Annotated in this window: 25 protein-coding genes; 22 read left to right on the forward strand and 3 right to left on the reverse strand. The window is 58.1% G+C overall.

All coding sequences use genetic code 11. The annotated features are described in order from the left end of the window. Nucleotides 1-788 precede the first annotated feature (788 nt). The 11 genes from AC6CHQ_RS09545 (at nt 789) to AC6CHQ_RS09595 (ending at nt 13,518) form a co-directional block, all read left to right on the forward strand. Entirely contained in the window at nt 789-4,469 is a 3,681-nt protein-coding gene (locus AC6CHQ_RS09545; protein ID WP_498081433.1) for a nitrate reductase subunit alpha, read from the forward strand. After that, nucleotides 4,459-6,045 (forward strand): nitrate reductase subunit beta, encoded by a 1,587-nt coding sequence (gene narH, locus AC6CHQ_RS09550; RefSeq protein ID WP_251239350.1) that lies wholly within the window; start codon nt 4,459-4,461, stop codon nt 6,043-6,045. The genes AC6CHQ_RS09545 and narH overlap by 11 nt, the downstream gene beginning before the upstream one ends. Next, complete coding sequence (gene narJ, locus AC6CHQ_RS09555; protein WP_498081434.1) at nt 6,038-6,604, forward strand: nitrate reductase molybdenum cofactor assembly chaperone; 567 nt, start codon at nt 6,038-6,040, stop codon at nt 6,602-6,604. Before narH ends, narJ begins: the two co-directional genes overlap by 8 nt. Then, on the forward strand, nt 6,597-7,277 hold the full coding sequence (gene narI / locus AC6CHQ_RS09560) for a respiratory nitrate reductase subunit gamma (protein WP_251239352.1): 681 nt from the start codon (nt 6,597-6,599) through the stop codon (nt 7,275-7,277). The genes narJ and narI overlap by 8 nt, the downstream gene beginning before the upstream one ends. A gap of 51 nt (nt 7,278-7,328) precedes the next feature. Further along, nucleotides 7,329-7,784, forward strand: a complete 456-nt coding sequence (locus tag AC6CHQ_RS09565) for a GAF domain-containing protein (RefSeq protein WP_251239353.1) — start codon at nt 7,329-7,331, stop codon at nt 7,782-7,784. A 29-nt stretch (nt 7,785-7,813) separates the two neighbouring features. After that, complete coding sequence (locus tag AC6CHQ_RS09570) at nt 7,814-8,845, forward strand: sensor histidine kinase (RefSeq protein ID WP_251239375.1); 1,032 nt, start codon at nt 7,814-7,816, stop codon at nt 8,843-8,845. Nucleotides 8,846-8,853: 8 nt separating this feature from the next. Further along, nucleotides 8,854-9,501 carry a response regulator transcription factor gene (locus AC6CHQ_RS09575; RefSeq protein ID WP_251239376.1) on the forward strand — a complete coding sequence of 216 codons (648 nt, stop codon included), beginning with the start codon at nt 8,854-8,856 and terminating at the stop codon, nt 9,499-9,501. A 218-nt stretch (nt 9,502-9,719) separates the two neighbouring features. Then, nucleotides 9,720-10,247, forward strand: coding sequence for a hemerythrin domain-containing protein (locus AC6CHQ_RS09580; RefSeq protein WP_424237427.1), 528 nt, complete (start codon nt 9,720-9,722; stop codon nt 10,245-10,247). 185 nt (nt 10,248-10,432) lie between these two features. Then, nucleotides 10,433-11,950, forward strand: coding sequence for a nitrate/nitrite transporter (locus AC6CHQ_RS09585; protein ID WP_498081435.1), 1,518 nt, complete (start codon nt 10,433-10,435; stop codon nt 11,948-11,950). Nucleotides 11,951-11,986: 36 nt separating this feature from the next. Beyond that, a complete protein-coding gene (locus AC6CHQ_RS09590; RefSeq protein ID WP_498081436.1) occupies nt 11,987-13,006 on the forward strand; it encodes a ThiF family adenylyltransferase in 1,020 nt (339 codons plus the stop codon). A gap of 17 nt (nt 13,007-13,023) precedes the next feature. Beyond that, on the forward strand, nt 13,024-13,518 hold the full coding sequence (locus AC6CHQ_RS09595; protein ID WP_498081437.1) for a MogA/MoaB family molybdenum cofactor biosynthesis protein: 495 nt from the start codon (nt 13,024-13,026) through the stop codon (nt 13,516-13,518). Nucleotides 13,519-13,831: 313 nt separating this feature from the next. Here the strand turns inward: AC6CHQ_RS09595 and moaC are convergent, their stop codons facing one another. Next, nucleotides 13,832-14,320, reverse strand: coding sequence for a cyclic pyranopterin monophosphate synthase MoaC (gene moaC, locus AC6CHQ_RS09600; RefSeq protein WP_498081438.1), 489 nt, complete (start codon nt 14,318-14,320; stop codon nt 13,832-13,834). Between the two features lie 76 nt (nt 14,321-14,396). Between moaC and AC6CHQ_RS09605 the strand changes: the two genes are divergently transcribed. Genes AC6CHQ_RS09605 through moaA form a run of 6 tightly spaced genes read left to right on the forward strand, consistent with a single transcriptional unit; the run spans nt 14,397 to nt 18,403 of the window. Further along, complete coding sequence (locus tag AC6CHQ_RS09605; RefSeq protein WP_498081439.1) at nt 14,397-15,641, forward strand: molybdopterin molybdotransferase MoeA; 1,245 nt, start codon at nt 14,397-14,399, stop codon at nt 15,639-15,641. Then, on the forward strand, nt 15,629-16,153 hold the full coding sequence (gene mobB / locus AC6CHQ_RS09610) for a molybdopterin-guanine dinucleotide biosynthesis protein B (RefSeq protein ID WP_498081440.1): 525 nt from the start codon (nt 15,629-15,631) through the stop codon (nt 16,151-16,153). Before AC6CHQ_RS09605 ends, mobB begins: the two co-directional genes overlap by 13 nt. Further along, nucleotides 16,140-16,580 carry a molybdenum cofactor biosynthesis protein MoaE gene (locus AC6CHQ_RS09615; protein WP_285858907.1) on the forward strand — a complete coding sequence of 147 codons (441 nt, stop codon included), beginning with the start codon at nt 16,140-16,142 and terminating at the stop codon, nt 16,578-16,580. The genes mobB and AC6CHQ_RS09615 overlap by 14 nt, the downstream gene beginning before the upstream one ends. Further along, the gene (gene moaD / locus AC6CHQ_RS09620) at nt 16,577-16,810 is read left to right on the forward strand and encodes a molybdopterin converting factor subunit 1 (RefSeq protein WP_251239361.1); all 234 of its coding nucleotides are present in this window, start codon (nt 16,577-16,579) and stop codon (nt 16,808-16,810) included. The genes AC6CHQ_RS09615 and moaD overlap by 4 nt, the downstream gene beginning before the upstream one ends. Then, the gene (gene mobA, locus AC6CHQ_RS09625; protein WP_251239362.1) at nt 16,810-17,370 is read left to right on the forward strand and encodes a molybdenum cofactor guanylyltransferase; all 561 of its coding nucleotides are present in this window, start codon (nt 16,810-16,812) and stop codon (nt 17,368-17,370) included. The genes moaD and mobA overlap by 1 nt, the downstream gene beginning before the upstream one ends. Before the next feature lie 16 nt (nt 17,371-17,386). Beyond that, nucleotides 17,387-18,403: a GTP 3',8-cyclase MoaA gene (moaA, locus tag AC6CHQ_RS09630; RefSeq protein ID WP_498081441.1), complete on the forward strand. Its 1,017-nt coding sequence runs from the start codon at nt 17,387-17,389 to the stop codon at nt 18,401-18,403. Between the two features lie 161 nt (nt 18,404-18,564). Here moaA and AC6CHQ_RS09635 read toward each other — a convergent pair whose 3' ends face one another. Continuing rightward, on the reverse strand, nt 18,565-18,831 hold the full coding sequence (locus tag AC6CHQ_RS09635) for a hypothetical protein (RefSeq protein ID WP_498081442.1): 267 nt from the start codon (nt 18,829-18,831) through the stop codon (nt 18,565-18,567). 44 nt (nt 18,832-18,875) lie between these two features. Then, entirely contained in the window at nt 18,876-19,721 is an 846-nt protein-coding gene (locus tag AC6CHQ_RS09640; protein WP_498081443.1) for an AAC(3) family N-acetyltransferase, read from the reverse strand. A gap of 90 nt (nt 19,722-19,811) precedes the next feature. On the opposite strand from AC6CHQ_RS09640, the gene AC6CHQ_RS09645 reads away from it, so the two are divergent. From AC6CHQ_RS09645 to AC6CHQ_RS09665, 5 genes are all read left to right on the forward strand, one after another. Further along, a complete protein-coding gene (locus AC6CHQ_RS09645; RefSeq protein ID WP_498081444.1) occupies nt 19,812-21,239 on the forward strand; it encodes an aldehyde dehydrogenase family protein in 1,428 nt (475 codons plus the stop codon). Nucleotides 21,240-21,712: 473 nt separating this feature from the next. Beyond that, the gene (locus AC6CHQ_RS09650) at nt 21,713-22,111 is read left to right on the forward strand and encodes an immunity protein YezG family protein (protein ID WP_251239367.1); all 399 of its coding nucleotides are present in this window, start codon (nt 21,713-21,715) and stop codon (nt 22,109-22,111) included. Nucleotides 22,112-22,136: 25 nt separating this feature from the next. Further along, nucleotides 22,137-22,562, forward strand: a complete 426-nt coding sequence (locus AC6CHQ_RS09655; RefSeq protein WP_251239368.1) for an immunity protein YezG family protein — start codon at nt 22,137-22,139, stop codon at nt 22,560-22,562. After that, complete coding sequence (locus AC6CHQ_RS09660; protein ID WP_092053540.1) at nt 22,563-22,985, forward strand: immunity protein YezG family protein; 423 nt, start codon at nt 22,563-22,565, stop codon at nt 22,983-22,985. A 23-nt stretch (nt 22,986-23,008) separates the two neighbouring features. After that, entirely contained in the window at nt 23,009-23,356 is a 348-nt protein-coding gene (locus AC6CHQ_RS09665; RefSeq protein WP_251239369.1) for an immunity protein YezG family protein, read from the forward strand. Nucleotides 23,357-23,358: the final 2 nt, after the last annotated feature.

Raw genomic sequence — 23,358 nt, forward strand, 5'->3', positions numbered from 1 at the left:
GAAATCAACCGGATGTCATAGAAAAGAGCCACCACTCAAAAACTGAGTGATAGCTCTTTCAATGGACTTTTTCAGTGGCCTCTTGAAGAAGGGGGGCTTTTTTTTATTGCCAGTTGCGCAGAATGGGCGGGGAGGTGCAACTTGGGATGTGATTTGCCACAAGGGCTCCAGAGTTGCCGCATGGGCTCCGGACTTGCCGCATGGACTCCGAAGTTGCCACAAGGCCTTGCGACTTGCCACAAGGTCTGCGAAGTTGCCACAAGGGCTCCGGACTTGCCACATGGGCTCCTGAGTTGCCACAAGGGCTCCGGACTTGCCACATGGGCTCCAGAGTTGCCGCATGGGTTTCGAACTTGCCACATGGGCTCCGAAGTTGCCACATGGGTTGCCGACTTACCGCATGGGCTCCAGAGTTGCCACATGGGTTGCGGTCTTGCCGCAAGGGCTCCGAAGTTGCCACATGGGTTGCCGACTTGCCGCATGGGCTCCGAAGTTGCTACAAGGACTCCGGACTTGCCACATGGGTTCCGAAGTTGCCACAAGGCCTTGCGACTTGCCACAAGGCCCCTCGACTTGCCACAAGACCGGCCGGCCCCCCGGTTATCTTCCTGACGAATCTGCCCCGTTTGCAAAATCCCGCTTTTCACCGCCCGATAAAGGGAATTCCCGCCCCCCGATAGGTCTTTCCCTAATGGGAAGGAATGGCACAAACCTCCATAATGAAACTATCAGAATAGTATCACTAGCATTCTGCCCAATTGTCCTGTCCAAAAAGGAGTGTCGGATGAATGAAAAAGAGAAGATATGGCCTGAACTTCTTCAAGCCGGTGGAAAGCTACTCGGGGAATTGGTCGGTCCTTGAGGAGAAAAGCCGGGACTGGGAGAACATGTACCGCCAGCGCTGGTCCCATGACAAGGTCGTCCGAACGACGCACGGCGTCAACTGCACCGGTTCCTGCAGCTGGAAGGTGTTTGTGAAAAACGGGGTCATCACTTGGGAAAACCAGCAGATCGACTATCCGTCCTGCGGCCCGGACATGCCGGAGTTCGAGCCACGCGGCTGTCCGCGTGGGGCGACCTTCTCCTGGTATGAATACAGCCCGCACCGGGTGAAGTACCCATACATGCGCGGCCGGCTGTGGAAGCTGTGGCGCGAGGCTCTCGCGGAAAACGACGGCCATCCGATCAATGCATGGGCGAGCATCGTTGAAAACCCGGAAAAGGCAATGAGCTACAAGCGTGTCCGAGGCAAGGGCGGGCTCATCCGCGTGGCCTGGGATGACGCGCTGCAACTGATTTCGGCACAGCTTATCTACACGATCCGCAAGTACGGCCCGGACCGGATTGCCGGATTCACGCCGATTCCGGCAATGTCGATGATCTCGTACGCGTCCGGCGCACGGTTCATCTCGCTTCTCGGCGGGGAAATGCTGTCATTCTACGATTGGTACGCGGATCTTCCGCCTTCCTCGCCGCAGATCTGGGGCGAGCAGACGGACGTACCGGAATCATCCGACTGGTACAACGCGGGCTACCTGATGATGTGGGGCTCGAACGTGCCGCTCACGCGGACGCCGGATGCCCACTTTATGACCGAAGTGCGCTACAAGGGGACGAAGGTCGTCTCGGTCGCGCCGGACCTTGCCGCGAACGTGAAGTTCGCGGACAACTGGCTCGCGCCGCACCCCGGCACTGACGCCGCGCTTGCGCAGGCGATGACCCACGTCATCCTGAGCGAGTTTTATCAGGAGCGCAAAGAAAAGATGTTCATCGACTATGCGAAGCAGTACACGGACATGCCGTTCATGATCTTGCTCGACACGCATAACGACTCGCTGAAGGCAGGACGCTTCCTGCGCGCGAGTGACTTCGGGAGCGATACGAAAAACGCTGAGTGGAAACCGGTGATCTTCGACGAGGCGGCGGACGAGTTCGTCGTACCGAGCGGGACGATGGGCCAGCGCTGGGAAAAGGACGGCAAGTGGAACCTGATCCTCGATAAAGAGGACGGGACGCGCATCGAGCCGGCACTGTCCGTCGAGGGCCACGGAGAAGAATGGAAGGAAATCGATTTCCCGTTCTTCGATGAATCCGGCGACGGCACATTCCGCCGCGTCATCCCGGCGAGGAAAGTCCGGCTCGCTGACGGCACGGAGCAATACGCGGCAACCGTCTATGACCTCATGATGAGCCAATACGGCGTGCGCCGGACAGACAACCCGTATGACGCGAAGGGCTATGACGATGCCGAGTCCCACTACACGCCGGCATGGCAGGAGCGCATCACCAGCGTCAAGGCATCGGTCGTGACACAGATCGCCCGGGAGTTTGCCCAGAACGCACTGGATACGGGCGGCCGCTCGATGATCATCATGGGCGCAGGCATCAACCACTGGTTCAACTCCGACACGATCTACCGCTCGATCCTGAACCTCGTCATCCTGACCGCTTCCCAAGGCGTCAACGGCGGCGGATGGGCGCATTACGTGGGACAGGAAAAGTGCCGTCCGATCGAGGGGTGGTCGACGCTTGCCTTTGCAAAAGACTGGCAGGGACCGGCGCGCCTCCAGAACGGGACGTCGTTCTTCTACTTCGGCACCGAACAGTGGCGTTACGAGGAAGGGGACACCGAATCACTGAAGTCGCCGCTCGCCGACAAACTGGATTACCGCCACCCGGCCGACTACAACGTCATGGCCGCGCGGCTCGGATGGCTGCCGAGCTATCCGCAGTTCAATAAGAACAGCCTGCTGTTCGCCGAAGAGGCGGCCCGCGAAGGCAAGACGACAAACGAGGAAATCATCGGGCGTGCGGCCGATCAGATCAAGAGCCGCGAAGTCAAGTTCGCAATCGAGGACCCGGCAGCGCCGGAAAACTTCCCCCGGACAATGTTCGTCTGGCGCTCGAACCTCATCTCGAGTTCCGCAAAAGGGCAGGAATACTTCATGAAGCACCTGCTCGGCACGGCGGACGCGCTCATGGCGAGGCCGAACGAGGAAGTGAAGCCGGAGGAGATCGTCTGGCGCGACGAAGTGGAAGGCAAGCTCGATCTTCTCGTCTCGCTCGACTTCCGGATGACGACCACGCCGCTCCATTCGGATATCGTGCTGCCGGCTGCGACGTGGTATGAAAAAACTGACCTGTCGTCGACCGACATGCACCCGTTCGTCCACCCGTTCAACCCGGCGGTCAACCCGCTCTGGGAATCCCGAACCGACTGGGATATCTTCCGCAGGTTGGCGCAGGTGTTCTCTGGCATGGCCCAGACGCATCTGCCGGGTGTTTACAAAGACCTTGTCAGCACGCCGCTGAACCACGACTCAGAAAGCGAAATCTCGCAGCCGCTCGGCCTTGTCCGCGACTGGGCAAAGGGGGAAGTGGAGGCGGTCGTCGGCAAGACGATGCCGAACCTGAGCATCATCGAGCGTGACTATACGAAAATCTACGACAAGTACATCACGCTCGGCCCGAACCTTCAGGTCGGCAAGACCGGTGCGCACGGTGTCAGCTTCTCGGCAGCAGAAGAATACGAGGAGCTCAAGCGCATCAACGGCGTCTATCACGACGAGTCGATCAAGAGCGGACTGCCAAAGGTCGAAACGGCGCGCCAGGCGGCGGATGCGGTGCTTCATCTGTCGTCCGCGACAAACGGGCGCCTTTCGCAGAAGGCCTACAAAGAAGCGGAAAAGCTTTCCGGCGTGGAACTTGCCGACATCTCGGCGGAGCGCGCGGCGGAGCGGATTACATTCCAGAGCATCACCGCCCAGCCGCGTGAAGTCATCCCGACACCGGTGTTCAGCGGATCCAACAAAGCCGGCCGCAGATACTCGCCGTTCACGACAAACATCGAGCGCCTTGTGCCGTTCCGGACGCTCACCGGGCGCCAGCACTTCTATATCGACCATGAGATCTTTCTCCAGTACGGGGAGGCGCTTCCGGTCTACAAGCCTACGCTTCCTCCGATGGTGTTCGGGCCGCGCGACAAGGAAGTGCGCGGCGGCAAAGACAAGCTTGTCCTGCGTTATCTGACGCCGCACGGCAAGTGGAACTTCCACTCGATGTACCAGGATAACCTGCACATGCTGACGCTTTTCCGCGGCGGGCCGGTTGCATGGATGAACAACGAGGAAGCGGCGGAGCACGGCATATCGGACAACGATTGGATTGAAGTGTACAACCGGAACGGCGCGCTCACGTGCCGCGCGGTCACAAGCCACCGGATTCCGCGGGGCACGCTGCTCGCCTACCACGCACAGGACCGGCACATCCAGACGCCGGGGTCGGAAATCACGGACACGCGGGGCGGCAGCCACAACGCACCGACGCGCATCCATATGAAACCGACGCAGATGGTCGGCGGCTACGCCCAGCTCAGCTACGGATTCAACTACTACGGGCCGATCGGAAACCAGCGTGACGAATACGCTATGATCAGGAAGAAAAGGGAGGTCAACTGGCTTGAAGATTAAAGCTCAGATTGCAATGGTGATGAACCTGGACAAGTGCATCGGCTGCCACACATGCAGCGTCACTTGCAAAACGACCTGGACGAACCGGAAAGGCGCGGAGTACATGTGGTTCAACAACGTGGAGACAAAGCCGGGAATCGGCTACCCGAAACGCTGGGAGGACCAAGAAGTGTACAAGGGCGGCTGGCAGCTCCGCAACGGCAACCTGGAGCTGAAGTCGGGGAACCGCCTGTCGAAAGTGGCGCTCGGGAAGATCTTCTACAACCCGGACATGCCGGAGATGCGCGACTTCTACGAGCCGTGGACATACAACTACGACCACCTCGTCACCGCTGGCGAAGGGGAGCACCCGCCGGTCGCCCGTGCTTACTCTGCAGTGACGGGCGAGAAGATGGATCTGGAATGGGGCTCCAACTGGGAGGACGACCTGGCCGGCGCCGATGTGACCGGCCCACTGGACCCGAACATCCAGAAAATCGAGGAAGAGATCAAATTCAACTTCGAGAAGTCGTTCATGGTCTATCTGCCGCGTCTCTGTGAGCACTGCCTGAACCCGAGCTGCGTGGCGTCCTGCCCGGCCGGGGCGATCTACAAACGCGACGAGGACGGCATCGTGCTCGTCGACCAGGAAGCGTGCCGGAGCTGGCGCTATTGCACGACCGGCTGCCCGTACAAGAAGGTCTACTTTAACTGGCAGACGAACAAGGCAGAAAAGTGCACATTCTGCTTCCCGCGGATCGAGGAAGGCCTGCCGACGGTCTGTTCGGAAACATGCACGGGACGGATCCGATACCTCGGCGTCCTTCTGTATGACGCGGATCGGGTTCTCGAAGCTGCTTCGACGCCGGACGAAAAAGACCTGTACCGCGCGCAGTGCGATCTGTTCATGAACCCGCACGATCCGGAAGTGATCGCGCAGGCGCGCCGCGACGGCATCACGGAGGACTGGATCGAGGCCGCTCAGAACTCGCCGGTCTACAAGCTTGCGATCGAGCACCAGCTCGCATTCCCGCTCCACCCGGAATACCGTACGCTTCCAATGGTCTGGTACGTGCCGCCGCTCTCGCCGATCATGAACTACTTCGAGGGCAAGGACTCGATCAAGAACCCGGACATGATTTTCCCGGCGATCGAGGAGATGCGCACGCCGGTCCAGTACCTTGCGAACATGCTGACGGCGGGCGACACGGAGACGGTCAAGGGGTCGCTCCAACGCATGGCGATGATGCGTCAGTACATGCGGGCCCTTTCCTCCGGCAGGGAGTTCGACGAGTCGCGGCTTGAGCGCGTCGGACTCACCGCCCTGCAGACAGAAGAGATGTACCGGCTGCTCGCGATTGCCAAGTACGATGACCGTTTTGTCATCCCGACTTCCCACAAAGAGAACCGGATGAACACCTATGACATGCAGGGGTCTGCCGGTTTCGGCGGTGACACGATGGGTCTCGGCGCGATGGGCACCGGCGGCGCAGGATGCGACGGCTGCGGACCTGCGAGCCCGGGAGCCGGCACGGAAACAAAGACCGGCAAGGAGATCTACGAAGAGAACTTCTACGGGGGAATCTGGCGTGATTGACAACAGGAAGCTGTATACGTTCAAAGATTCATTCGGATTTTTCGCCAACCATCTGACATGGCCGGAAAAGCGGGATTTCCATCCGGATGAGGTCGCAGAGGCATTCGGACCCGGCCACCCGGCGCGTAACCATGTGCTCCGGTACTGGGAGGAAATCCACCGGTTCAGCCTCGACGGGCTCAGGGAGATGTACACCTCGACATTCGACTTCGAGGAGGATTGCGCGCTGTATATGACCTGGTTTAAGTTCGAGGATGCACGCGAGCGGGGACAGATGCTCGCGAAGCTGAAAGTGCTCTATGAGATGTACGGCCTCGAGATGCCGGACGAGGAGCTGTCCGACTATCTGCCGCTCATGTGCGAGTTCCTCTATGCCGCCGAATGGCTGGATGACCCGCGCACGCCCGACAGTTTCCGGATCCTGATGGGAGTCCTCGAAGACGGCACCTACCACCTGATGAAAGCACTCGAAAAGGAGGAAAGTCCGTATTTCCACCTTATCAAGGGGCTGCGGGAAACATTCAAAGCGTGTCTAGAGGAGGTGCCGGCTCATGGTTGATCAGTTTCTGTGGGTGATTTTCCCTTACATCTGCATCGCGGTCTTTGTGGTGGGGCACATCCTCCGCTACAGGACGGACAAATTCCACTGGACGGCAAAATCCAGTGAATTCATCGAGAAAAAGCAGCTTGTGATCGGGAGCCTCCTGTTCCACCTCGGGATCATCCCGGTCATCCTCGGCCATATCTCGGGACTTGGCATCCCGAAGGAATGGATGAGGGCAGTAGGTGTCAATGACCACATGTACCACCTCGGCGCCATCTGGATCGGCGGGTTCTTCGGGTTCATCACGCTTCTCGGGATGTTCATCCTGACGTTCCGCCGGTTCTCGATCAAGGCCGTTAGAAAGCTCAGTTCCGCAAGCGACATGATCGTCAACACGCTTTTGCTGATCATCGTCTTCATGGGGATGTACGCGACGGTCGTGACGAACGCCGTGAATCCGGCGTTCGACTACCGGGACACGATCTCCGTCTGGTTCCGCGATCTGTTCCTCCTGCGGCCGGATCCTTCATACATGATGGGCGTTCCGGTGTCATTCCAGATTCATATTCTGGCTGCTTTCCTCATTTTCGCGCTCTGGCCGTTCACGCGCCTTGTCCACGTCTGGAGCGCCCCGCTGTCGTATGTCGGCAGAAGTTACATCCTGTACAGGAGGCATAAGGTGAATTAAGCTGAAGGGAAGAATGAACGCCGATCGGGCGGAAAACGGGAGAGGTCCGCGATGAATGAACTGACAATCTACCAGAATGTGATCGACAGGCTCCGGGAACGGCTCGGCTTCGACTTTATGGCGCTGGCGATAGAAGACGCCCCGAGCGGCTATTCGGTCCGCTGGCGGGTCGCGTCGGGGAATCTGAACAACCGCTTTCGCCGTATCATCCTCCGGTCCGGCAGGGGCATCGCCGGCACCGTCTTCAAGACGGGAAAGCCGCTGCTTGTGCCTCATGTGGAACCGGGCCGGCATGTACCGGGCGTGCTCGACTATCCGATCGTCAATACCGAACAGCTGACGAGCATCGCCGCGGTGCCGCTTTATGATGGCGGGCGTGTAAAAGGCGTCCTGCTCGGCGGCTACCGGGACGATCATAGGGAAATGACGGAAGCGCTTTGCCTGGAGATGGCAGCGGCGTCCGGCTCCGTCCCCGGCTTTGACGGGAAGGAGCTGGTGAGCCGGTGAGCGTGAAGCAGGATCTGCTGAATGAGCTGATGCTGAAGATGTTCGACAAAAGCAGCGAAGCCATCCTGTTTTTTGACGGGGAGGGCAGGGCGCTTGCCGCCAATCCGGCGGCGGAAAAGATCCTTGACCGGGATGTGCTGAAGGCACTTCTGGACGGCACCGAGGGCGCGCTCTGCCGGGCATGTGCCGGATATGTGGATGAGACCGGTCAGAAGACGTGCGACAACTGCTATTTCCATCATCCGGAGCGCAACGATTTCTCGTCCTTCCAGATGTACCTGGACACGAAGGGGCAGGGCCTCGTGCCGTACGCCTCCTCGTTCCATACGGTCGACCCGGAAAACGATATCCGGGTGTTCCTGCTGCGCGACATGACGCGCCAGCACCGTATGCAGGAGAAGGCCTACCAGAACAAGATGATGAAGCATATCATCGACGCCCAGGAAAACGAGCGCCGGAGGATTTCCAGGGAGCTTCATGACGGCGTCGCCCAGGAGCTTATGAGCGCGGTCGTCGACCTCCGGGTGCTGAAGTATATGACAGGGGATGCGGAGGTGCTTTCCAAGGTGAAGGAGACGGAGGCATCGCTGTCCCGGCTCCTTGAAGAGATCCGGAACCTGTCGGTCGAGCTGCGCCCTTCCGCTTTGGACGATCTGGGCCTGGAAGCGGCGTTCCGCTCCCATTTCAAGCGGCTTGAAGAAATGTACGGACTCGCCGTCGACTACACTTCCGACCTGCCGGTGAAGCGGTATGAAACGGAGATTGAAACGGTGATTTACCGGGTGTGCCAGGAGGCGATTTTGAACGCCCTGAAGTACGCGGATGTGGATCGGGTGTCTGTCACGCTTAAAGGCGAGGGCAGCCGGCTTCTGCTGACCGTGCGCGACCGTGGTACGGGTTTCATCCCCGGCAGCGAGCCGGAGGGCACCGGTCTCGGCCTGTACGGTATGAAAGAGCGCGCGGAGCTGGTCGGCGGCACGCTTGACGTGGACTCCGCGCCGGGCGCCGGCACGACGATCCGGCTGAGCGTCCCCGCGCTCCGCGGAAAGGGGGACCGCTAATGGACAAGATTTCGATTGTCATCGCGGATGATCATGCTGTCGTCCGGAGCGGCTTTTCGATGATCCTCAATTTCCAGGAGGATATGGAAGTCGTTGCGACAGCGGCAGACGGAATCGAAGCTTACAAGATGGTAGCCCGGCACCAGCCGGACCTCCTGATCATGGACCTCAGCATGCCGCCGGGCGAAAACGGCCTGATCGCGACAGGCAAGATCAAGGAGGATTTCCCGGACACGAAGATCCTGATCCTGACGATGCACGACGATGAGGAGTACCTGTTCAACGTCCTGAAAAGCGGCGCTTCCGGATACATGCTGAAAAATGCGCCAGACGAGGAATTGCTGCACGCCATCCGCACAATCAGGCGCGGCGGAACGTACATCCATCCGAAAATGGCGACCTCGCTTGTGCGCGAATTTGTCAAAGCCGACCACACGGCGGCCCCCGACGATCCGTATGAGCTTTTGTCCAAGCGCGAGCTCGAGATTCTCCCGCTGGTCGCCAAAGGCTACGGCAACAAGGAAATCGCCGAGATGCTCTACATCTCCGTCAAAACCGTCGAGGCCCACAAAGCCAAGATCATGGAGAAGCTGGGCCTCAAGAGCCGTCCGGAGCTCGTCGAATTCGCCCTCAAGAAAAAACTGTTGAACTTCTGAGGAATGGGTGGAATGCCGAATAGGTCTGTTGCTTGCAGTGAAGTCGCCGACTCCTGCGGAAAAGGAAGCGCGGAGAGACCCAGGTGCCGCGCAACGCTGCACGTTGCACGCAGACGCCAACCTTCGTATTGGCGCCGGCTCGGTGCCTTCCCCGCGGAAAACGTGCGCCGGAACGGAAAGCAACCACATTTTGACTCAACAGACAGGAGGCATCGCAGATGGCAAACGGACAACTGCAGTTTACGGAGCCGGCGGTGCGGCTCCTGGAAAACGAGCACCGCTACCTCATGCATCTCGCGGAGGAATGGCATGACATCGTCCTCCGGTTCGAGCGGGAAGAAGACATGGACCGGGCCGTGGCGCTTGCTCTTCTGGCCGAACTGAAGGCGAAACTTATCGACTTCCTCGATCCGCTGAAGAACCACACGGACAAGGAAGAGGAGCACTTTTTCCCTGTCCTCGGCGGTTATATCGGGCTTGAGCAGGGACCGATCGTCGGTATCCAGGAAGAGCACGGGGAGATTGACGCCTATATCGGCCACTTTTTCCATCACACGCGGGGAGACCTTTCCGGGCTCACCGAAGACCAGATCCGGAAGATTGCCGGTGACGCCGGAGAAGCATTCGAGGTGCTGACCGTCCATTTCGTGAAGGAAGAGACGGTCCTTTTCCCGATGGCCGAGCGCCTGCTTCGTGCGGATGACCTGGACGCGCTCGCCGAAAAACTGAACACGCTCATCGTCTGATGGGTACAGGCCGCTGTCACAGATCCGTGGGCGGCTTTTTCTCATACAGGGTTTCCCCCGTCACGCAGAGGGAACCCCCTTATTACCCGTCCCGCGACAGGAGCTTACAATAGAATCATAGAAAAGGTTTTACGATCTCACTTGCAGCACCTGTAGTCAAAACTCTAACCGAGTAGGTGAAACAGATGGTCAAGAAGATTCAGTTGCCGCTCCAGACGGCAAACCTTGTGGTCGGCTTCATGGTGTGGGTCATTTTATCCTCGCTGATTTCCTTTATCACGCAGGACATCGACGTTCCGCCGGAGCGCCTGGCGATCGTCACGGCGGTGCCGGTCGTGCTCGGCTCGATTCTCCGCATGCCGTTCGGCTATTACGCCAACTTCGTCGGCGCCCGGACGCTGTTTATGTGGAGCTTTGTCCTCCTGCTTTTCCCGGTCTGGTACATCAGTGAGGCGGACACGTTCGCGGACCTCATCATCGGGGGCCTGCTCCTCGGCGTCGGCGGGGCAGTGTTCTCGGTCGGGGTCACCTCGCTTCCGAAGTACTATCCGAAAGAAAAGCACGGCCTCGTCAACGGGATCTACGGGGCGGGGAACATCGGTACGGCGATCACGACATTTGCCGCGCCGATCATCGCCGGCCAGATCGGCTGGCAGCCGACGGTCAAGCTGTTCCTCATCATTCTGGCGGCCTTCGCGCTCCTGAACTTTTTCTTCGGGGACCGCAAGGAGCCGAAACCGGAAGTCATGACGTCGATGTTCGAGCAGATCAGGGGCATCTCGGGCAATTCGAAACTCTGGCTGTTCTCGCTGTTCTACTTCATCACATTCGGCTCATTTGTCGCCTTCACGGTGTACCTGCCGAACTTCCTCGTCGAAAACTACGGCCTCGACAGTGTGGATGCGGGCATCCGGACGGCGATCTTCATCGCGGTCGCGACGTTCCTGCGGCCGATCGGCGGCTGGCTGGCAGACAAGTTCCAGCCGATGTTCCTTCTGATTGCCACATTTGCCGTTTACACGGTCGCCGCGATCATCCTGGCATTCTCGCCATCGATCGGATTGTACACGGTCGGCAGCATCGCCATCGCAATCAGTGCCGGCATCGGCAACGGCGTCATCTTCAAACTCGTGCCATTCTACTTTGCCAAGCAGGCGGGGATCGCCAACGGTTTCGTTTCGATGATGGGCGGCCTCGGCGGATTCTTCCCGCCGATCCTCCTCTCGATCATCTATTCGATGACCGGACAATACTCGATCGGCTTCATGCTGCTGTCACAGGTGGCGCTCGCAAGCCTGATCCTTGTCGTCTGGCTTTACTACTCCGACCGGCTGTCGCTCCAGGCGGATGTGTTCCGGTCGACGGGCCAGGGGGTGCTCGTGACGGATGCGAAAGGGACGATCCGCGCGGTCAACCCGATGTTCACGAAGCTGACGGGCTATACCGAGGAAGAAGCCCTCGGCAATAACCCCAACATGCTGTCTTCCGGCCGCCAGCCAAAGGAATTCTATGGCGGGATGTGGAAGCAGATAAAAGAAGAAGGAATGTGGCAGGGCGAAATCTGGAACAAGAAAAAGAACGGGGAAGAGTACCTGCAGTGGCTGAATATCGCTGCCGTCAGCGACGAGACCGGCGAGCATGTGCGCTATGTGGGGACTTTCAGCGATATCACGAAAGAACACGGAAAGGATGCCCGGCGCTGACCGGCATTTTTTCCTTCATCGGGGGAGGCAGCTGACGTGGATGGAAGGTATTCAAGACAGACATTATTCGGGCCGATAGGAGAAAGCGGGCAGGAGCGGCTCGCCGCCGCAAAGGTGGCTGTCATCGGCTGCGGCGCGCTGGGGACTGTCATCGCCGAGGCGCTCGTGCGGGCAGGCATCGGGGAAATCATCCTGGTCGACCGTGACTATGTCGAGCTGTCGAACCTTCAGCGTCAGACGCTGTTCACCGAGGCGGACGCAGCGGACATGCTCCCGAAGGTGGTGGCCGCTGAAGCGCATCTGAGGGAGATCCGGAGTGATGCCGTCATCCGGTCACATCTCGGCAATGCCGACGGTCCGCTAATGGAATCACTCGCTGTGGAAAGCGATCTGATCATGGACGCAACAGACAACTTTGAGACGCGCCTTCTGATCAATGACGCTGCGATGAAGCACGGCATTCCGTGGATCCACGGGGCGTGCGTCCGGGGTTCGGGGACGGTCTATCCGTTTATCCCGGGACGAGGCGCGTGCTACCGCTGCCTTTTGCCGGTGCTGCCCGCCACGGGCGCGACATGCGACACGGCGGGCATTATCCCGCCGGCCGTATCCGCGACCGCTGCAATCCAGTGCGCAGAAGCGATGAAGTGGCTGACGGGAAACGAGTCCGCCATGCGGACGAAAGTGCATCACTTCGACCTGTGGGATGGCACCCATCTGGACATTGGCGTTTCCCGTATCCGCGACCCGAAATGCGCCACATGCGGCGATTCGCCGTCTTATCCGGAACTCGGACCCCGGCGGGCTGGCGATGCTGCGGTCCTCTGCGGCCGGGACGCTGTCCAGATTTTGCCCGATCCGGCCCGCACCGTGTCGCTGGATACCGGAGAGACGATCGGGCGCCGGCTTGATCCGAACGCCCGCCGGACACCGTATTTCATTGAATTCCGGGCATTCGGCAACAGGTTTGTCCTATTTGGCGACGGCCGGCTGCTGATCCACGGCGCCACAACGGCGGAAGAGGGCAGAACACTGTATCACCGCCTGTTCGGCTAGGGAAAGGGGGGAGTCTGTTGGCACATGGACCACAACCGAAGGAAGTAAGGATCGCGATCCTCACGGTGAGCGACACGAGAACGGAAGACAACGATACCGCCGGCACCCTTATCGAGCACTTTGCGGAACTCGCGGGCCTGGCCGTCGACGGTAGAGGGTGGGTGGCAGATGACACTATGGAGATTCGGAATGTGATTTCCGCGCTGCTCGCCCAACCGGAGATTGACGCCGTCATCACGACCGGAGGCACCGGCATTGCCGCGCGTGACGTCACGATTGAGGCAATCCAGCCGCTCCTGTCAAAAGAGCTGGACGGCTTCGGCGAACTGTTCCGCTACCTGAGCTTCACCGAAGACGTCGGAACGAAAGCGATGCTCAGCCGGGCCGCCGCCGGCACCGCGCAGGGCAAGGTTGTCTTTATCCTGCCCGGCTCGCGCGGCGCAGTCCGCCTCGCCATGGAGCGTCTCATCATCCCGGAAATCCGGCATATCGTGGCGGAGCTGCGGAAATAGGCAGAGTGCATGAAATGCACCTTGAAGTTGGAGTAAGGCCAGCCGGTTTGGAGTAAGAGGGCCCGAAATGGAGTAAGGCCAGCTGATTTGGAGTAAGGGGATCGGAAATGGAGTAAGGCCAGCCGATTTGGAGTAAGAGGGCCCGAAATGGAGTAAGGCCAGCCGATTTGGAGTAAGGGGCCTGGAAATGGAGTAAGGCCGGCTGGTTTGGAGTAAGCGGTCCGGACTTGGAGTATGGGGAAACTGCCAGGTTCGCAGTTGGTTGTGGATCAAAAAAACCGCCCCATCAGGCGGTTTTCATCCAATCAATCACTTAGTCTCTCTTATAATCCCCCGACTTGCCGCCGGTTTTCTCGAGCAGCATCGTCGGGCCGATGATCATTTCTTTGCCGGCGGCCTTGCACATGTCGTAGATGGTGAGGGCGGCGGCGGATGCGGCGGTGAGGGCTTCCATTTCAACGCCGGTCTGGCCTTTCGTCTTGACGCTTGCCTCCAGCAGCACTTCGTAGTGGCCGGCTGCCTCATCGACGTTCCATTTAAACGAAATATCGATGCCCTTCAGCGGGAGCGGGTGGCACATCGGGATGATCTGTGGCGTGTTCTTGGCCGCCATGATGCCGGCGACCTGTGCGACGGCAAATACGTCCCCTTTCTTGTTCGTCCCTTCACTGATCTGGCGGTGGATGGTTTCATTCACCAGTACGGATGAGCGGGCGACGGCGGTGCGGACAGTCTCGTCCTTATCGGAGACATCGACCATGCGGGCGCGGCCCTGGTCGTTAAAGTGAGTCAGGTCGGACACGGGAATCATCCTTTCAGGGGCTATGTTAAAATCAGGATAATCCGAGTATAGCAGATGCAAACAGGAGGCGGTCATGATGGTGGAAATACGGAAACCGATACCGGTCGCGGAGGCGGTGGAGCGGGTGCTCGCACACGCCGAACAGACGGGGACGGAGACAGTCCCGCTCGAGGAAAGCGCGGGCAGGATCCTCGCCGAGCCGGTGACCGCCTCCCATCCGGTGCCGCCGTTTAACCGGTCGCCGTATGACGGGTTCGCCGTCCATTCGGAAGACACCGAAGGCGCTTCCGGCAGCAACCGGATCCAATTCACCGTCATCGATGAAATTCCGGCGGGAAGTGTCTCGAATCAAACACTTGGCGAAAGGCAGGCTGCACGCATCATGACCGGCGCGCCGCTTCCGGATGGGGCAGATGTTATTGTCATGTTCGAGCAGACGGTGGAGGACGGGGACACTTTCACGATCCGGAAACCGTTCGAACCGCTGGAGAACGTTTCACTGAAGGGTGAGGACCTGGCGGAAGGCGAGGAAGTTGTCCCCGCCGGAAGCTACATCCATGCAGGGACGGTCGCGGTGCTCGCGACGTTCGGCTACGCGCATGTCAAGGTTGCCAAGCGGCCGATCGTCGGGATCCTCGCCACCGGCACCGAACTGGTCGGCGTCGGAGAGCCGCTTGCACCGGGCAAGATCCGAAACAGCAACGGCCCGATGATTGCTGCACAGCTCCGCCGGATGGGCATCGAATGCCGGACGTACGGCGCGCAGGCAGACGATCTGGACGCCGTCATCGGGACGGTCGAACGGGCGCTTTCCGAGACAGATGCCATCATCACGACCGGCGGGGTGTCGGTCGGCGACTTCGACTATCTGCCGGCCGTCTACGAGCGGATCGGAGCGGAAGTCCTGTTCAACAAAGTCGCGATGCGTCCCGGCAGCGTGACAACGGTCGCCGCAGGCGGCGGCAAGCTGCTGTTCGGCCTGTCGGGCAACCCGTCGTCCTGCTTTACCGGCTTCGAGCTGTTCACGCGCCCGGCGCTCCTCAAGATGATGGGAGCGGACAAGCTATTTTTGCCGCACACGAAAACGGTGCTGGGCGAAGACTTTACGAAGCCCAACCCGTTCACCCGTTTCGTCCGGGCAGTTTATGATGGCAACACGGCATCGCCCGCCGGCTTCAACAAGTCCAATGCGGTCTCCTCGATCGCCCGCGGCAACGCGATGATCGTGCTGCCGGGCGGGACGCGGGGCTTCAAAAAGGGAGATGAGGTCGACGTCCTTCTGCTTGGCGTCGAGGAAGGCAGCACACAATGGAAACTGTGAGGGTGCTCCAGGTCGCCGGGTTCAAGAACAGCGGCAAGACGACGCTGATCCGGACGCTGATCGCGGAAGCCGCGTCCCGAGGGCTCCGGACGGCCACGGTCAAGCACCACGGCCACGGAGGCCCGCCCGCTCTGCCTGACCCGGAAACCGACAGCATGAAATTCTTCGGGGACGGGGCGGCGGCTTCCGCCGTATCGGGAGGCGGGGTCATCCAGTTTCATTTGAGAGAAGCGGAGGCCGGTCCTCTTCCATTGATTCGTTTGGCGGCCGCTGCTCGGCCGGACCTCATCCTGGTCGAGGGGTTTAAACAGGCACCGTTCGAGAAGATTGTCCTCATGCGGAGAGCGGAGGAGTGGAAAGTGCTGAAAAACCTTCCGGACATCCGGCTCGCCGTCACGGCAGGCACGGATGCACCTGGCGCACCGGAAATCATTGCAAGGGAAGACACAGAAGCCATCCGCGGCTGGTTCGGCCGCTGGCTAAAAGGGGGGACTGGCCATGTCCATCTATGAAATCACCGACAAGCCGATCGACCCGCAGCGCTATGCGGACCATGTCCTGCGTCCCGAGGCGGGGGCGGTCGTCACGTTCACCGGCCATGTCCGCGAGTGGACAAAGGGCATCCGGACGCTTTATCTGAGTTACGAGGCGTACGTGCCGATGGCGGAAAAGAAGATGGCCCAGATCGGCAGGGAGATCGAGGAGAAGTGGGAAGGGACACGCGTTGCGATCGCCCACCGGATCGGCGAGCTGGACGTGGGTGAAGTCGCCGTCGTCATCGCCGTTTCCTCGCCACACCGGAAAGCCGCTTATGAAGCCAATGAATACGCGATCGAGCGGATCAAGCAGGACGTGCCGATCTGGAAAAAGGAAATCTGGGAAACGGGCGAGCAGTGGATCGGCGACCAGAACAAAAAACCGGAGGTGCGGAACACATGATCAATCTTCTGTATTTCGCGGGCATCCGGGACCTGACGGGTGTCCCGGAAGAAAAGGCCGAGCTCGCAGGCAGGACTGTAGGGGAACTGCTGGAATGGGCCGAAGTAAAATATCCGGGCATCCGCGGGGGCGGTGCGCGCGTCGCGGTCAATGAGGAATATGCCCTGGACGGGGATGTCCTCGCTGAAGGCGACACCGCGGCATTTATCCCGCCGGTAAGCGGCGGCTGATGACGACGGGAATTGTCCTCGCGGGCGGACAGTCCAGGAGATACGGCTCGCCGAAGGCCTTTGCCGATTACGAAGGCCGGCTATTCTGGGAGCGGGCGCATGAAGCGCTCCTGGAAGGTGGCTGCAGTGAAGTCATCGTTTCCGCCCGGCAGGAACACGTGGAGCGGTTTGGCGGGGCGGACGTCATTACGGATCTTCCGGAGATTGCCGGAGCTGGTCCGCTTGCCGGCATCTGTTCCGCAATGAAATTGCGGCCAGCGGACGGGTTCGCCGTGATACCGTGCGACATGCCCGGCATCGGCCCGATGGAAGTCAGGAAACTTCTCACGCTGTCCGACCCGGACGCGGACGTGACCGCCGTCCGCACGAAAGACCATCCGATCCCGCTGTTCAGCGTCTGGAATGGGACGCTTGCGGAACGTATCGGTGAAGCGCTTGCGCGAGGCGAACACGGTGTTATGCCATTTCTTGCCTCAGTGGAGACGGAGTGGATCGACGCGCGTGAACTGAATCCGGACCTGTCTGTTTTCCGTAATGTGAACACGCCGAACGAGCAATGAGAAGGAGGAAGCGAACATGACCCGACAGCCTTTGACCGACCGGTTCGGGCGGCCGATCCGTGATCTGCGGATCTCCGTCACCGACCGTTGCAACTTCAGATGTTCCTACTGCATGCCGAAAGAGGTATTCGGGGACGACTACGCCTTCCTCCCGAAGTCGGAGCTTCTCACCTTCGAGGAGATCCACCGGCTCACCCGCCTGTTCGCGGACGCCGGCGTCAAGAAAATCCGACTGACCGGCGGCGAGCCGCTGATGCGACGGGGACTTCCGGATCTTGTGGAGCGGATCCTGTCGGTTGAAGGGGTCGAAGACATCGGCCTTACGACGAACGGGCTTCTGCTCGGAACGCATGCCCAGCCGCTTTATGATGCGGGCCTGCGCCGTTTGAACATCAGCCTCGATGCCCTGGACCCGGTCATCTCCGGTGAACTGAACGGCCGGGGTGTCGACCCCGCGCGTATCCTGAAGCAGATCGACTACGCCAAGGACGTCGGCTTCGAGATCAAGGTGAATATGGTCGTGAAAAAAGGCGTCAACGATTCCGAGATCCTGCCGATGACCGCCTATTTCAAAGAGCGGGGCATCACGCTCCGATTCATTGAATTCATGGACGTCGGCAATGACAACGGCTGGAGCTTCAAGGACGTTGTCACGAAAAAAGAAATCTTCGACAGGCTCAGGGGTGAATATGACCTAGAGCCGGTCGGGCAGGACTACTACGGGGAAGTCGCCAAACGTTACCGCCACAGCGACAACGGAGCGGAACTCGGGTTTATCACCTCGGTGTCGGAGTCGTTCTGCTCCACGTGCACCCGTGCACGCCTGTCATCCGACGGCAAGCTGATCACCTGCCTGTTCGCAGAAGGCGGATTCGACCTGCGCAGCCTGATCCGGGATGGTGCAAGCGATGAAGAACTCATGAGCGCCATAGCAAGCGTCTGGGAAAACCGGGCCGACCGCTACTCCGACGAGCGTACCGAACAGACCGCGCGTAATCGCAATAAAATCGGCATGTCTTACATCGGCGGATGAATTCGGAAAAACAGGGCTGACACACGGAGCGGAATGATCCGCCTCTTGTGTCAGCCCTGTTTTAGTGAGCGCTTATGTTAACGTCTCACTCCAGTATGTTAACGTTTCCCGACAGCCAGCATCCGCCCCATACAAAAAAGCCGCAGCGATGCGGCCATTTGTCAGCTGTTGATCGAACCGGTCTGTTTGTCATCCTTTGCCGCCTCGTAATTGCCGGATCCGACACGGCGCTTGATTTCCTCTTCGGTTAGGGGTTCAAGCACGGTCTCATCGGTCGGAAGGTCAATTGCGCCGGCCTCCATCTCCATGTTCTCCACCCGGGCAAATCCAGCGTTGGTCTGCCGGCCCAGCTCTTCGCGGAGTTTCCGGTCTTCGTACGTTTCTTCCATGAACGGCTCCTTCTTCGCCATATCCATCCCCCACTTCATTCGATTTCTCCTAAGTTTACCCTACTATTAGCCCCCTAAAACGATCACTCGGCCTTCTCTGCCTGCGCTACTTTTTTCTTTTCCCGCCATTTCGTGATCCATTCCGTCCCGAAGTCGACCAATGTGTCCATGTCGATCACCCGGGTATCCGCCTGGCCAATTTTGCAGCGGGTCACGGCTTCCGGATGTTCACGCTCGAATGCCATTCCAAGCGGCGGGAAGTCGTCGGATTCCAGATCCGCCATGTCGTATTCAATCCATTTCCGCTCACCGCCGACCAGCATGGCCGCGCCGTCCCGGTATGTCTCGAGGCCCGGAGCCCGGTATTCCGACAGATGCAGTGCCGTGCAGGAGTCGTAGCCGGTCCCGATGAGCAGGATCTTCATACCGGAGCCGTGCATTTTGCCTAGGGGGGAACCCTCCCCGAAGGAATCCTCCAAAGGATGATCCTGCATCCATTCTGTCGCGTCACGGCCCCAGGCGATGAACGAATGCGCCGGGTGCGGGCTGCGGACCGTTTCCGGATGACGGTGGAGACATTCGGGGACCTTGCCCATCCCGCGCAGATGCGACAGATGGGGGTCGTAAGCCGGTAGCGTGCGGCGGATCGGCTCGTGCCATTCTTCCGGGACCGGCGGCATCATCCAGTGCCTCGGGTCCGAGTTGTCCGAGGACTGCGAAGGCATGACGACCGTCCCGTCTGCCGTTACGATTTCAAGTAGCGCTTCTACAAAGGCCTGCTCGCCGCCGGATATCCAGCCGACCTTTTTCAGCGACGTGTGGATGATGATTCTGTCGCCTTTCCCGATACCCGCATTGCCCAGATGCTCTTTGATCGTCTCTTTTGAAATGAATTCCCCTGTTCGGAGCACAACATCCAATTCGTTCATCGTTCATTCCCCCGTATTCGTTTTATTCAGAGTACCTTATTTGGATGCCCCGCGGAACGGGTATAGAATAGTTTTGGGAGGTGTTGGGAAATGGAAACATGGAAACTGTGGATCAACGGGGAATGGAAGGAAGCGGCGCGTACGTATGAATTGAAGTCGCCGTATTCCCAGGAAGCGATTGCAACGGTTGCAAAAGCGGATGAAGAAGATGTGAAACAGGCAATTGAAGGTGCCCATGAGGCGTTTCTCGAGTTCAGGAAATGGCCGGCATACGAGCGGGCCGAACTGCTTTACCGGGCCGTCGATCTGATCGAGGCGCGGAAGGAGGAGCTGGCGCAGCTTCTCGTGAAGGAAGCGGGCAAGCCGATCAAGACGGCACGTGGCGAAATCGACCGGACGATCGCGACATACCAGTTCTCGGCGGAAGCGGCCAAGTCGCTATCCGGCGAGACGGTGCCGATGGACGCGGCGCCGGGTGTGACGGACCGCATCGGCTGGACAAAGCGGGAGGCGCTCGGCGTCGTCGCGGCAATCACGCCGTTCAACTTCCCATCGAACCTGGTCGCACACAAGCTCGGACCGGCATTCGCAGTGGGCAACGCGGTTGTCCTGAAACCGGCCACTCAGACGCCGCTTTCTTCACTGGCTCTGGCCGAGATCTTCAAGGAAGCGGGCCTGCCGGATGGCGCCCTCCAAATCGTCACGGGGAGCGGCAGCGAGCTGAGCGATCCGCTCATTACGAACGATCTCGTGAAGAAAGTGACATTCACCGGTAGCGTTCCTGTAGGACTCGACATCAAGTCGAAGGTCGGCCTGAAAAAACTGACGCTCGAGCTTGGCTCAAACTCTGCACTGATTGTCGAGCCGGACGTGCCGCTCGAGAAAATCATGCCGCGTGCCGTCACCGGCGCATTCGGCTTTGCCGGACAGGTATGCATCTCGCTCCAGCGCGTGTATGTGCATGACGACATCTACGATGAATTCGTCGACCAGTTCGTCGCGGAGACCGAGAAACTCCAGATCGGCGATCCGGCAGATGAATCGACCGATGTCGGCTCGATGATCCATCCGGGCGAGGCGGACCGTGCCATGGAATGGATCGAGGAAGCGAAAAAGGCCGGTGCGACCGTCCGAACAGGCGGCGAGCGTGTCCAGAACGGCATCGCTCCGACCGTCATGACCGACGTTACGCCGGATATGAACGTCGTCTGCAAGGAAGTGTTCGCCCCGATCGTCACGATCATGAAATACTCGGACCTCGACGAAGCAATCGATCTCGTCAACGACTCCGAGTATGGCCTGAACGCCGGCATCTACACGCGAGACATCGAATCCGCGATGAAAGCCGCAGATGAAATCGAAGCGGGCGCTGTCATCATCAACGACATCCCAACATTCCGCGTCGACAACATGCCATACGGCGGCGTCAAGATGAGCGGCTACGGCCGTGAAGGCGTCAAATACGCCATCGACGGCATGACCGAGCTGAAGTTCATTACGGTGAAAACGACGTTCTGAGTGATTACGCATAAAAGTCTCATATGTAAAGGCCGTGAGGTGAAATGAAGTTCGGCAAGTTTGACTGGATATTATTACTGATGGTGATCGTGATTTCAGCAGCTGTTTATAGTGCTTATAACGGAGAACTGCCAAACGGCTACCTGGTTTTGATAATCCTGTTTGTCGGTTTGACCATAGGTGTTTTGAAGAGAGTGCTCTTCAGGTCTAAACAATAAGCGTTTTATACAATTGGTAACCGCTCGTATAGACAGGGTAAAGACTCAGGCAAGCGTGGTAATTATTCGAATCCAGCAGGCAACAACCCGTCAGAAGCCGGAAGTGGACATCCCTCTTCCGGCTTTTTGGTGCTTTCAAACCAATGCGTCCGGGTCTTTCCTCCTCTTTTCTTCCAAAATAGGAAATCCCGCTGCTCCCTCAGCCGTATCCCGGTAGAATAGATGTATGGAGCAATCGAAATGGGGATTGAGGTTATGGAGACTATCTACCAGAAAATTGCTGATCGAATTCAAAGGATGATTCCCGAGAAGTGGAGTTCAGTATATTTGTACGCGGAAAAATGGGCAGGTTACGACACGGTTTATTTTTATTATTATCCTGAAAACGATAATAAAGCCCTTTTACATTATGAAATTACTGAGCAATTCCAAGTGGATTCCACAGAGTTTAAACATCTGGAAGATGAGCTGAGAGATACGATCATGCTGTTATATGAAAAACAGATGAGACTAGAAGCAGAACTGTGGACCGGCATGACGTTCATACCCAAGAGTACTGGTGAATTTCGAATTGAATATGACTATCAGGATCTATCACTGCTGGGACCAGTTGAGAAGAGGAGACTTTGGAAAGAAAAGCACTCAATCAATTAAATACTGCCCAGTGAGGGGGAGTACCATGGACACGAAAGAAAAGGAAAACCGTTATACTGCCATTGCGAATACAGTGCTTGAGATGATTCCGGAAAAGTGGGATTGGGTGAAGCTGTACGCCGAGTATTGGGATGGGTACTATAAGTGCTATTTCTACTACACTCCTGCAGGGAGCGACGAGTACATCTACAATCTGGATATCCCTGATGAATACGAAGTCAGCCAGGAAACGTTTGATCGATTAGATGAACAATTATATGACCACATCAAAGTGCTATGGAACGAATTCAAAAACCAGGAAGAGAAACCCTGGACGAACCTGACGTTTTCTTTGCAAAGCGATGGAAAAATGAAGATCGACTATGATTACAGCGCCCTGTCAGATCTTAATCCTCTTGAAAAACGAAAACGCTGGGAATCCAACAATCTCACTGGGGGGGATAAGGGATAAGTGACTGCAGAACAGATTGAAAAGTGCTATGAGGAGATTGCGCACCAGATTAGCGCCATGATTCCTGAGGAATGGACCACTGCGAAGCTGTACGCTGAAAGTTGGCCGGGCTACACTACCATATACTTCTACTACGACTCGGCAGATAACACTCTGCCAATTCTAAACTTAAATATTCCGGACCTTTTTTCTGTTGATCCGGATGATTTTCTTCTTCAGAAACGTCTGCTGAGAAGGACGGTTCTGGCTCTACAACAGATGTTCAGTGAACAGGATATGGAAACATGGACGAACTTCACGTTGATTTTAAATCATGATGGCACGTTCAAGGCCGAATACGGATATGAGGACTTAAAGGAACTGGATCCGGGGGAGAAGCGAGAGGCTTGGAAAGTAAAATACGGGATTGAATATAAACGATGATGCTGCTTCTCTAAGGAGGAGAAATGAAAGAAATTTACCAAGAAATCGTGGAAGGGTACTCCACAGCCTATTTTTACTATTACCCTGAAAGCAGTGCGCCCTCCCATGGCGGAGAACCGGTCTACAGCCTGGATATCCCTGATAGGTTCGAAGTGGACTATGAGCATTTTAATCAGTTAAAAGAAAGCCTCTACAATCACCAAAAATCGCTATGGATGCAGTTCGCGGGTCAGGAACCTTGGACAAACCTCACGTTGACATTGACAATCGGCGGAAACATGAAGATGGAGTACGGTTATGAGGACTTGTCTGACCTTGATCCGATTGAAAAGCAGGATCGCTGGGAAGCAAAGCATATTTTCGGAGAGTAGCA

It is taken from the genome of Bhargavaea sp. GQ12 (assembly GCF_059758705.1).

Coding starts and splice junctions, on each gene's coding strand:
- AC6CHQ_RS09545 (WP_498081433.1), top strand. CDS start 789: ATGAAAAAGAGAAGATATGGCCTGAACTTCTTCAAGCCGGTGGAAAGC.
- narI (WP_251239352.1), top strand. CDS start 6,597: ATGGTTGATCAGTTTCTGTGGGTGATTTTCCCTTACATCTGCATCGCG.
- AC6CHQ_RS09565 (WP_251239353.1), top strand. CDS start 7,329: ATGAATGAACTGACAATCTACCAGAATGTGATCGACAGGCTCCGGGAA.
- AC6CHQ_RS09570 (WP_251239375.1), top strand. CDS start 7,814: ATGCTGAAGATGTTCGACAAAAGCAGCGAAGCCATCCTGTTTTTTGAC.
- AC6CHQ_RS09580 (WP_424237427.1), top strand. CDS start 9,720: ATGGCAAACGGACAACTGCAGTTTACGGAGCCGGCGGTGCGGCTCCTG.
- AC6CHQ_RS09585 (WP_498081435.1), top strand. CDS start 10,433: ATGGTCAAGAAGATTCAGTTGCCGCTCCAGACGGCAAACCTTGTGGTC.
- AC6CHQ_RS09605 (WP_498081439.1), top strand. CDS start 14,397: ATGGTGGAAATACGGAAACCGATACCGGTCGCGGAGGCGGTGGAGCGG.
- mobB (WP_498081440.1), top strand. CDS start 15,629: ATGGAAACTGTGAGGGTGCTCCAGGTCGCCGGGTTCAAGAACAGCGGC.
- AC6CHQ_RS09615 (WP_285858907.1), top strand. CDS start 16,140: ATGTCCATCTATGAAATCACCGACAAGCCGATCGACCCGCAGCGCTAT.
- moaD (WP_251239361.1), top strand. CDS start 16,577: ATGATCAATCTTCTGTATTTCGCGGGCATCCGGGACCTGACGGGTGTC.
- mobA (WP_251239362.1), top strand. CDS start 16,810: ATGACGACGGGAATTGTCCTCGCGGGCGGACAGTCCAGGAGATACGGC.
- moaA (WP_498081441.1), top strand. CDS start 17,387: ATGACCCGACAGCCTTTGACCGACCGGTTCGGGCGGCCGATCCGTGAT.
- AC6CHQ_RS09635 (WP_498081442.1), bottom strand. CDS start 18,831: ATGAAGTGGGGGATGGATATGGCGAAGAAGGAGCCGTTCATGGAAGAA.
- AC6CHQ_RS09640 (WP_498081443.1), bottom strand. CDS start 19,721: ATGAACGAATTGGATGTTGTGCTCCGAACAGGGGAATTCATTTCAAAA.
- AC6CHQ_RS09645 (WP_498081444.1), top strand. CDS start 19,812: ATGGAAACATGGAAACTGTGGATCAACGGGGAATGGAAGGAAGCGGCG.
- AC6CHQ_RS09650 (WP_251239367.1), top strand. CDS start 21,713: ATGGAGACTATCTACCAGAAAATTGCTGATCGAATTCAAAGGATGATT.
- AC6CHQ_RS09655 (WP_251239368.1), top strand. CDS start 22,137: ATGGACACGAAAGAAAAGGAAAACCGTTATACTGCCATTGCGAATACA.
- AC6CHQ_RS09665 (WP_251239369.1), top strand. CDS start 23,009: ATGAAAGAAATTTACCAAGAAATCGTGGAAGGGTACTCCACAGCCTAT.